The sequence below is a fragment of the Asanoa sp. NPDC050611 genome (genome assembly GCF_040654855.1).
In the GTDB taxonomy this organism is placed as follows: domain Bacteria; phylum Actinomycetota; class Actinomycetes; order Mycobacteriales; family Micromonosporaceae; genus Asanoa.
This window is the reverse complement of record NZ_JBFAIU010000330.1, coordinates 1-8,350: the sequence shown is the minus strand read 5'-3', so window position 1 is coordinate 8,350 and position 8,350 is coordinate 1. Positions and strand designations below refer to the sequence as shown.

The 8,350-nt window shown below is 70.3% G+C and carries 10 protein-coding genes; 4 read left to right on the top strand and 6 right to left on the bottom strand.

The genetic code is table 11. The features are described 5' to 3' along the window. Window positions 1–84: 84 nt before the first annotated feature. The 5 genes from AB0H87_RS33700 to AB0H87_RS33680 all read right to left on the bottom strand — a co-directional run bounded on the left by AB0H87_RS33700 (window position 85) and on the right by AB0H87_RS33680 (window position 3,300). A complete protein-coding gene (locus tag AB0H87_RS33700) occupies window positions 85–399 on the bottom strand; it encodes a DUF1416 domain-containing protein (RefSeq protein ID WP_360155039.1) in 315 nt (104 codons plus the stop codon). Window positions 400–404: 5 nt separating this feature from the next. Beyond that, window positions 405–1,253, bottom strand: coding sequence for a sulfurtransferase (locus tag AB0H87_RS33695; RefSeq protein WP_360155036.1), 849 nt, complete (start codon window positions 1,251–1,253; stop codon window positions 405–407). A 163-nt stretch (window positions 1,254–1,416) separates the two neighbouring features. Next, the gene (locus tag AB0H87_RS33690) at window positions 1,417–1,494 is read right to left on the bottom strand and encodes an Ms5788A family Cys-rich leader peptide (RefSeq protein WP_322791022.1); all 78 of its coding nucleotides are present in this window, start codon (window positions 1,492–1,494) and stop codon (window positions 1,417–1,419) included. An 80-nt stretch (window positions 1,495–1,574) separates the two neighbouring features. Next, a complete protein-coding gene (locus tag AB0H87_RS33685) occupies window positions 1,575–2,357 on the bottom strand; it encodes a DUF2993 domain-containing protein (protein WP_360155033.1) in 783 nt (260 codons plus the stop codon). Window positions 2,358–2,397: 40 nt separating this feature from the next. Then, window positions 2,398–3,300, bottom strand: a complete 903-nt coding sequence (locus AB0H87_RS33680) for a hypothetical protein (protein ID WP_360155031.1) — start codon at window positions 3,298–3,300, stop codon at window positions 2,398–2,400. 243 nt (window positions 3,301–3,543) lie between these two features. Between AB0H87_RS33680 and AB0H87_RS33675 the strand changes: the two genes are divergently transcribed. From AB0H87_RS33675 to mshD, 3 genes are all read left to right on the top strand, one after another. Next, on the top strand, window positions 3,544–4,251 hold the full coding sequence (locus AB0H87_RS33675; RefSeq protein WP_360155028.1) for a response regulator transcription factor: 708 nt from the start codon (window positions 3,544–3,546) through the stop codon (window positions 4,249–4,251). Window positions 4,252–4,353: 102 nt separating this feature from the next. Continuing rightward, window positions 4,354–5,421, top strand: a complete 1,068-nt coding sequence (locus AB0H87_RS33670; RefSeq protein WP_360155025.1) for a polysaccharide deacetylase family protein — start codon at window positions 4,354–4,356, stop codon at window positions 5,419–5,421. 19 nt (window positions 5,422–5,440) lie between these two features. Next, window positions 5,441–6,379 carry a mycothiol synthase gene (mshD, locus tag AB0H87_RS33665; protein WP_360155022.1) on the top strand — a complete coding sequence of 313 codons (939 nt, stop codon included), beginning with the start codon at window positions 5,441–5,443 and terminating at the stop codon, window positions 6,377–6,379. Here mshD and AB0H87_RS33660 read toward each other — a convergent pair. Then, a complete protein-coding gene (locus AB0H87_RS33660) occupies window positions 6,368–6,868 on the bottom strand; it encodes an anthrone oxygenase family protein (RefSeq protein ID WP_360155019.1) in 501 nt (166 codons plus the stop codon). The two genes, mshD and AB0H87_RS33660, sit on opposite strands and share 12 nt — an antisense overlap. Before the next feature lie 258 nt (window positions 6,869–7,126). On the opposite strand from AB0H87_RS33660, the gene pstS reads away from it, so the two are divergent. Beyond that, window positions 7,127–8,236, top strand: coding sequence for a phosphate ABC transporter substrate-binding protein PstS (gene pstS / locus AB0H87_RS33655; protein WP_360155016.1), 1,110 nt, complete (start codon window positions 7,127–7,129; stop codon window positions 8,234–8,236). The last annotated feature ends 114 nt before the right edge of the window (window positions 8,237–8,350 follow it).

Genomic DNA, 8,350 nt, shown 5'->3' with positions numbered 1-8,350 from the left:
AAGACGCACTGGCAGCCCGACCCGGACACGGACCAGTCGATGCGCCCGGCCGGTGGCCGGGGCGCCGTCGGGTGTTCGTAGGTGTCAGCCGACGCGTACGCCGGTCTCGGTGACGCCACGGACCGCCGTGACGGTCGTGTCGCCGTTGCCGTGCCGGGACAGGGCGCGCAGCGTCCAGGTGCCCGGAGCGGCGAAGAACCGGAACTGGCCGGCCGGGGAGGTGACCACCTCGGCGGCGAACTCACCGGTGGCGTCGAGCAGCCGGACGTAGGCGCCGCCGACGACGGTGCCGTCGGTGGCCGTCACGGTGCCGGTGATCACGGTCTCCTTCTCCAGGTCGACGCTGGCGGGCAGCGGCGCGGCCTGGTCAGGAGCGGCGCAACTCTGGTCGACGGTCATCGTGGTCACGCCTTCCCCGGCTCGTCGCCGAGCGCGACCGGCACGCCGACGAGCGAGCCGTACTCGGTCCAGGAGCCGTCGTAGTTCTTCACGCTGGCGTGGCCGAGCAGCTCCTTGAGCACGAACCAGGTGTGCGAGGAGCGCTCGCCGATCCGGCAGTAGGCGATGGTGTCCTTGCCCTCGTCGAGGCCGGCGGCCGCGTAGATGGCGCGCAGCTCGTCGTCGGACTTGAACGTGCCGTCCTCGTTGGCCGCCTTGGACCACGGCACGGACACCGCGGTCGGGATGTGCCCGGCGCGCTGCGCCTGCTCCTGCGGGAGGTGGGCCGGGGCGAGCAGGCGGCCGGCGTACTCGTCGGGGGAGCGGACGTCGACCAGGTTCTTGGTGCCGATCGCCTTGACGACCTCGTCGCGGAACGCGCGGATCGCGGTGTCGGGCTCCTGCGCCGAGTAGGTGGTCTGGTCGCGGCTGGCCACGTCCTTCACCAGCGGGCGGGCGTCCAGCTCCCACTTCTTGCGGCCGCCGTCGAGCAGCTTCACGTCGCCGTGGCCGTAGAGCTTGAAGTACCAGTACGCGTACGCGGCGAACCAGTTGTTGTTGCCGCCGTAGAGCACCACGGTGTCGTCGTTGCCGATGCCGCGGGCCGAGAGCAGCGCCTCGAACTGCTCCTTGTTGACGAAGTCCCGGCGCACCGGGTCCTGCAGGTCGGTCTTCCAGTCCAGCTTGATCGCGCCGGGCAGGTGGCCGCCTTCGTAGGCGTTGGTGTCTTCGTCGACCTCGACGAAGACGACGCCGGGGGCGCCGAGGTTCTTCTCGGCCCAGTCGGCCGAAACGAGTGCGGTGTCGCGACTCATCAGTTCACTCCTGTGTGTGTACGGAGGTGGTGGTGAGCCAACGCGCGCGGGGGATGTGGATGTCGTCGCTCCACGCGCGCGACCCAGGGATTAGGGATCACGGGTACGAGCGACGGCGGCACTGCCGGGAAGGAGAAGGTGGGAAGACCTCAGCTTGCCGCCGTCAGATGACGGGGCAACACAGGCAGGTGGCCACGCGGCACAGGTCGACCGCGCGCCGTTTGGTGAGGAGCGTCCCCATGGGTGCAAAGGCTACCAGCAGTGCAAGGCGGGGTCACCGAGCTGACCACCATCCGGGAGCGGTCAGCTGGGTGAGCCGGGTCACGAGTTCAGCGGCACGTCGTTCGCGGTCGCGGTGACGGCCAGCCCGTCGGGGGTGGGATCGACCTGCTTGAGCGTCAGGTTGAACGGCAACGCGGGGATGTCGACGTTGATCGAGATCCGCTGGATGAAGTTCTGCACGACCTGCTGGGCGAGCGGCACCGCGGGCAGGCCCTCGGCGGTCGCGTCCTTGAGCCGGATCTGGATCTGCCGGTCCTTGACCGCGAGCTCCGCCGCGCCGCTGACCGTGAACCGCTGGCCGAGCACCTCGACGGGTGCGCTGGCGACCAGCTTGCCCTCGCGCTCGGCGAGCTTGAGGCCGGGCTGGTCGACCAGGCCGATGACGGTGTCGTAGGTGATCGTGCCGGTGCCGTCGACGGTCTTCGCGACCACGTCGCCCTGGCCGCTGCGCAGGGTGTCGATGGAGGCCTTGACGTCGTGCGCGACCACGTCGAGCCGGGGCAGGCTGACCTGGTTGCCGTCCACGTCGCCCTTGACGTCGCGCATCACGATCGTGATTTTCTCGTACTGGCCCGCCACCACCTGGGTGAGGAACGGGAAGCCACCGACGGACACCTCAGGCGGCGCCGACTGCACGTTCTGCGCGGCGACCTCCTGGCTGACCTGTTCGGCGATCTTCTTCTCGGCGAAGTTCGCGGCCACCCGATCACCCACGACCAGGATCCCCGCGATCACGATCAGGAGCACGAGCAGCGTGATCAGCACGCGCCGACCGCGGCGCCGGCGTGGGCGGGTTTCCTCCGCGTAGTAGGTGGTCGTCACCGTTCCTCCTCGTCGTCAGCTTCCTCCTTACCCAAGCGGGTCAAGTCAGGAACAACACCGTCATGACGTACGCCGCCGGCGCGGCGAGCGCGAACCCGCCGAGCGGGCCCTGCATGTGCCGGGCGACCCAGAGCGTCGGCGGGTCGCCGGCCATCTGCCGGCCGGCCTCGGCATAGTCGGCGGCCAGGTCGGCCAGCACCGCGGCGGTGGCGGTGACCAGACCGACGACCGCCGCGCTGCTCGGGCTGAAGCTGTAGAGGAAGGAACCCAGCACCGCGCTCAGCAGCGTGCCGACCATCGCACCGAAGATCACGCCGCTCGCGCCCCGAGGCACCTGGGGTGCCAGTCGCGGTTTGGCGTAGACCGCGTCGACCAGCCGGGCGACGATCAGCGCGACCGCGCTCGCCGTGACGGACAGGAAGATCACCTGGGTGCCGAGCGGCTCCCGGCTCAGCATGATCAGCGAGGCGATCGCGACCACGCCGACCACCAGGAGCAGGGTCGCCCGCAGCGACTCGCTGATCCGGCGCCGGTCGTCGGGGCGGATCGCCTGTGCGAGCACCGCGGCCGCGACGCCGGCCAGCGCGATGAAGGCGAGTGTCCCCAGCCCGGGCTCGGCGGCCCGCACGGCGTGCAGGTCGCTCCAGGCGGCCACGACCAGGCAGATGCCGCCCATCACGAGCGGCACCGGCGGGCGGGTGGCCATCAGCCAGGCCAGCACGTAGAGCACCTGAACGCCGACCAGCACGAGGGCGAACGGCACCCGCGCGCCCGGGCTGGTCGACTGGGCCCCGAAGATCAGCCCGATGCCGACCAGGCCCGCGAACGCGGCGATCGCCACCGACAGCGCCGGCCGGACGGGCGTGATCTCTATCTCGTCGAGATCGTCGTCGTCGGTCGCGTCGGCGCCGGCCGCTGCTTCCGGGGAGCTGGAGGGGAACACGGCTCCGATCGTGCCAGACGGTGTCACAGCAGCGGACTTCGCCGTGGGCCGAACCGCTCGGGAACTCGGATGAACGGGCGGCCACCGCCTGGTTACGGCACTCTCATCGGTTAAGCTCATTTCGACTCGCGGAGGGCGTTTACGCAGGCGTAACACGGCTGAGCGAGGCTGGCACCACCCCGTCAGCGAAGCCGGGTTCCCCGCCGCGGCCACCGGGCCGCAATCGACGGAGGTGACTGACGCGTGGAGATCCTGCTACTGGTGACCGCCCGCGCCGGTGAGCCGTCGAGCGTGCTATCCGCGCTCGACCTGCTCCCGCACTCGGTCCGCACCGCGCCCCGCGACGTCCGCACGCTGGTCAGCGGCCCGAGCCCCGACGCCGTCCTGGTCGACGCCCGCTCGGAGCTGTCCGAGGCCCGGGCCACCTGCCGGATGCTGCACGCGACCGGGCTCGGCGTGCCGCTGATCGCCGTGGTGACCGAGGCCGGGCTGATCGCGCTCAACGCCGACTGGGGTGTCGACGACGTGATTCTGGCCAGCGCCGGCCCGGCCGAGGTCGAGGCCCGGCTGCGGCTGGCGGTCGGCCGGCTGACCAACGCCACCAACGCGGCCAACGGCCTGATCCGGGCCGGCGAGCTGGCGATCGACCCCGACACGTACGCGGCCAAGCTCAAGGGCCGCCCGCTCGACCTGACCTACAAGGAGTTCGAGCTGCTCAAGTTCCTCGCCCAGCACCCCGGCCGGGTGTTCACCCGCGACCAGTTGCTGCGCGAGGTCTGGGGCTACGACTACTTCGGCGGCACCCGCACGGTCGACGTCCACGTGCGACGGCTGCGGGCCAAGCTCGGGTCGGAGTACGAGTCGATGATCGGCACGGTCCGCCAGGTCGGCTACAAGTTCGTCGTGCCGCCCACGCGTTCGCTGCCCGACAACGAGCTGATGCCCGTCTGACGTTCGCCCGGCGCGTAAGGCCACCCCGTAACGTCGGGGTGGCCTTCGTCGTTTGTCCTGGTTTAGCAACATTAAACACGAAAAATCCATACGCTAGCCCATGTGAAGATCGGACCCACAACCCGGACCATCGCGATCGTCACCGTCATCGTCTCGGCGATCATCGGCAGCTCCCACCTGGTCGGCAACGAGTCCAGCCCGGAGCCGGAGCGCGACAAGTCGGCCGCCGGCAGCTACGACAGCGACGCCGTCCGTGGCGCCCGCCACCGTGGTGCCGCCGACGAGGACCGTCCCGGGTTGCCGGCGTCGCCGTCGAGCCGGGCCCGCGCGAAGCAGTACGCCGGCAGCACCCCCGCGCCGAAGGCGGACGCGGCGCCGGCCGTCCCCGACTCACCACCGCCGGGCGGTGGCGCGGCACCGCACAAGCAGGGCGTGCAGGCGGGCCCGCCGCTGCCGGCCGCCTTCAACCAGCAGGTCGTGGTCGGGCCCGGCAAGCCGCCGCTGATGCCCGACAAGGCCGGTCCGTTCGGAAGCCGGATGACCACCGGCACCATGCAGGTGGCGCTGACCTTCGACGACGGCCCCGACCCGAAGTACACGCCCGAGGTGCTCGCACTGCTCGACGAGTACAACGTGAAGGCGACCTTCTGCCTCGTCGGTGAGATGGTCGTGCAGTTCCCGGAGCTGGTGCGGGAGATCGTCGACCAGGGACACACGCTCTGCAACCACACCTGGAACCACGACACCGAGCTGGGCACGAAGAGCAAGGCCGTGATCCGGGCCGACATGGTGCGCACCAACGACGCGATCCACGCGGCGGTGCCGGACGCCAAGATCTCGTACTTCCGGCACCCGGGCGGTGCCTGGACCCAGGCGGCCGTGGACGTCGCCAAGGAGCTGGGCATGTCGTCGCTGCACTGGGCCGTCGACACCGAGGACTGGACCACGCCGGGTGCGAAGAGCATAGAGAAGGTGCTCACCACGGACACCGCCCTGGGCTCGATAGTGCTGATGCACGACGCCGGCGGCAAGCGGGAGAACACGGTGGAGGCGCTCAAGGCGATGCTGCCCAAGCTGGAGGAGCAGTTCGCCCTCGCCGCCCTGCCGCCCGGCATCGACCCACCCAAGCTGCACGGCCGCGAACTGCCCATCCACGGCGGCCAGAAGTAGGCAGGTCTAACGTGATCGCGTGACCAACGTGATCCGCGTCGATCGACTCGACCATCTGGCCGCCGGCGACGTCGCGGCGGTGCTCGAGCTGGCCGCGCAGGCCGGTGACACCGACGGCGCCTATCCGTTCTCCGAGCACGTCGTGCTGCACATCCGGCGCGGTGGCGAGCAGGCGGCGGTGCACCTGTTGGTGCACGACCCGGACGGCACGCTGGTCGGCTACGCGCACGTCGACACCACCGACGCGGTCGAGGGCGCGGCCGCCGAGATGGTCGTGCATCCCATGCGCCGCCGCCACGGGCTCGGGCGGGCCCTGGTCGACGCGGCCATCGCCGCCACCGAGGCGGCCGGCCTGCGGTCGCTGCGCCTGTGGGCGCACGGCGACCACCCCTCGGCCGGCGCGCTCGCGGTCGAGCTCGGCTTCACCCGGGCCCGGGTGCTGTTCCAGATGCGCCGGTCGCTGTTCGCCCCGCTGCCCGAGCGGGAGCTGCCGCCGGGGGTCACGCTGCGTGCCTTCGAGCCGGGTCGCGACGACCAGGCGTGGGTACGCGTCAACGCCCGCGCCTTCGCCCACCACCCCGACCAGGGCCGGTGGACCATCGACGACCTGCGGATCCGGATGGCGGAGCCGTGGTTCGACCCGGCCGGCTTCCTGCTGGCGGTCGACGCGGACACCGGCGCGCTGCTCGGCTTCCACTGGACCAAGGTGCACGGGCGCGGTGGGCACCAGCACGACCCGATCGGCGAGGTCTACGTGGTCGGGGTCGATCCGGACGCACACGGTCGGGGGCTGGGCGCCGCGTTGACCGTCGCCGGGCTGCGCTACCTCCGGGCGGCCGGGCTGGACCAGGCGATGCTCTACGTCGACGAGTCCAACGCGCCCGCGGTGCGGCTCTACACGGGGCTCGGTTTCGCCGTCTGGTCGACGGACGTGAGCTATCGGCGGTCATGGGAGTGACCGGCCGTACTCGGCCAGCGCGCCGATCAGGCTGACGAACGCCGCGAGGCACAGCCAGGTGCGCACGTGGTTCCAGCGCACCCACTTCGCCTCGAACGCGACGCGTACCGGATGCGGGTCGGTCATCTTCGCCGGGTCCCCGTCGGCCACCAGCGCGTCGTTGAGCGGGACGTTGATCCGGAACGTGATGCCGAGCTGCACCGCGTAGAGGACGGCGGCGGCCACGATCCACCACACCGTCGGACCGCTGCGGTTGAGCCCGAGCGCGATCAGCGTGAAGGCCATCGCGCCGCCGAACGAGAACGCGAAGAGGCCGTTCAGGATCTTGATGTTGATCTCCCGCATCGCGGTGACGAAGGTGCGGTCGTCGGTGCTCGCGAGGCCGCGCATCACCGCGACGTCGAACGTGTAGAACAGGCCGGCGGCGAGGCCGGTGGCCAGTGCCGCCAGCGCGAGGAAACCGCCACGGACAGTCAGCACGTCAGTCATGGACACCAGTCTCTTGCCCGTCAAGGTGGCATGACCATCGTTGACACGCTCGCGCGCATACGCGGTCGTCTGCGGTCGGTTAACGGAATCGACATCCATGGCTCAGCATGTCGCCACCTTCGTGGGCCGAGCTGTTCACCGCTCGTTCACTCGGGCCCGGGAAGTCGGCTACCTATCCCTCTTAACTTCGCTGGTAGCTCCGGGGGCGGCACGCGCCCGGGCCTACCGAGAAGACTCGTTTCGAAGGGATATCCCTCAGTGAAGCTCCAGCGGCACGGCACCATCGCCTGCCTCGCTCTGACCGCCGCCCTCGCGCTCAGCGCGTGCGGTTCGGACAACGAGGCGCCCAGCTCGCCGGGTGCGAGCGGTGGCGCGACCACCGCGGCGGCCGACTGCGCTACGGGCACGCTCAACGCGTTCGGCTCGTCCGCGCAGAAGAACGCCGTTGACGAGTGGCGCAAGGCCTACCAGCAGCTCTGCACCGGCACCACGATCAACTACGAGCCCAACGGCTCGGGTGCCGGCATCCAGTCGTTCATCGCCAAGACGGCTGACTTCGCGGGTTCGGACTCGGCGCTCAAGGAAGAGGAGCAGCCGAAGGCCGACGCCCGGTGCGGCTCGGGCCCGGCGATCCACCTCCCCATGGTGATCGGCCCGGTCGCGGTCGCCTACAACCTGCCCGGCGTCGAGGGCCTGCAGCTCAAGCCCGACACCCTGGCGAAGATCTTCGCGGGCACCATCAAGAAGTGGGACGACCCGGCGATCAAGGCCGACAACGCGAGCGCCACGCTCCCGTCCACCAACATCCAGACCGTGCACCGGTCGGACGAGTCGGGCACGACCGACAACTTCACCAACTACCTGAGCACCGTCTCCCCGGGCAACTGGACCTTCGGCAAGGGCAAGGCGTGGAAGGCCCCGGGCGGCACCGGTTCCAAGGGCTCGGACGGCGTTGCCACGTCGGTCAAGGGCGCCGAGGGCTCGATCGGCTACATGGAGTGGTCGTACGCGGAGAACGGCGGCCTGTCCAAGGCCAAGATCGCGAACGGCGCCGGTGAGTTCACCGAGCTGACCGCCGAGGCGGCCGGCAAGACCATCGCGGGCGCCGAGGTCACCGGCACCGGCGACGACCTGAAGATGAAGATCGACTACGCGACCAAGGAGGCGGGTGCCTACCCGATCGTCCTGGTCACCTACGAGATCGTCTGCAGCAAGGGCACCCCGGCCGACAAGCTCGCGCTGGTCAAGGGCTTCCTGAACTACGCGGCCAGCGCCGAGGGCCAGGGCGCGCTGACCGAGCTGGGCTACGCGCCGCTGCCGACCGAGGTGCAGACCAAGGTCCAGGCCTCGATCAAGAACCTCGCCTGAGCGACGTAGGCAACTAGGACCCACCCGCATTTCTACGGGTCCATGGTGGAGTGGAGCCGGGCGTTCGGGGACATCCCGGTGTACGTGCACGCGTCCGACGCCGAGTGGGTGCCG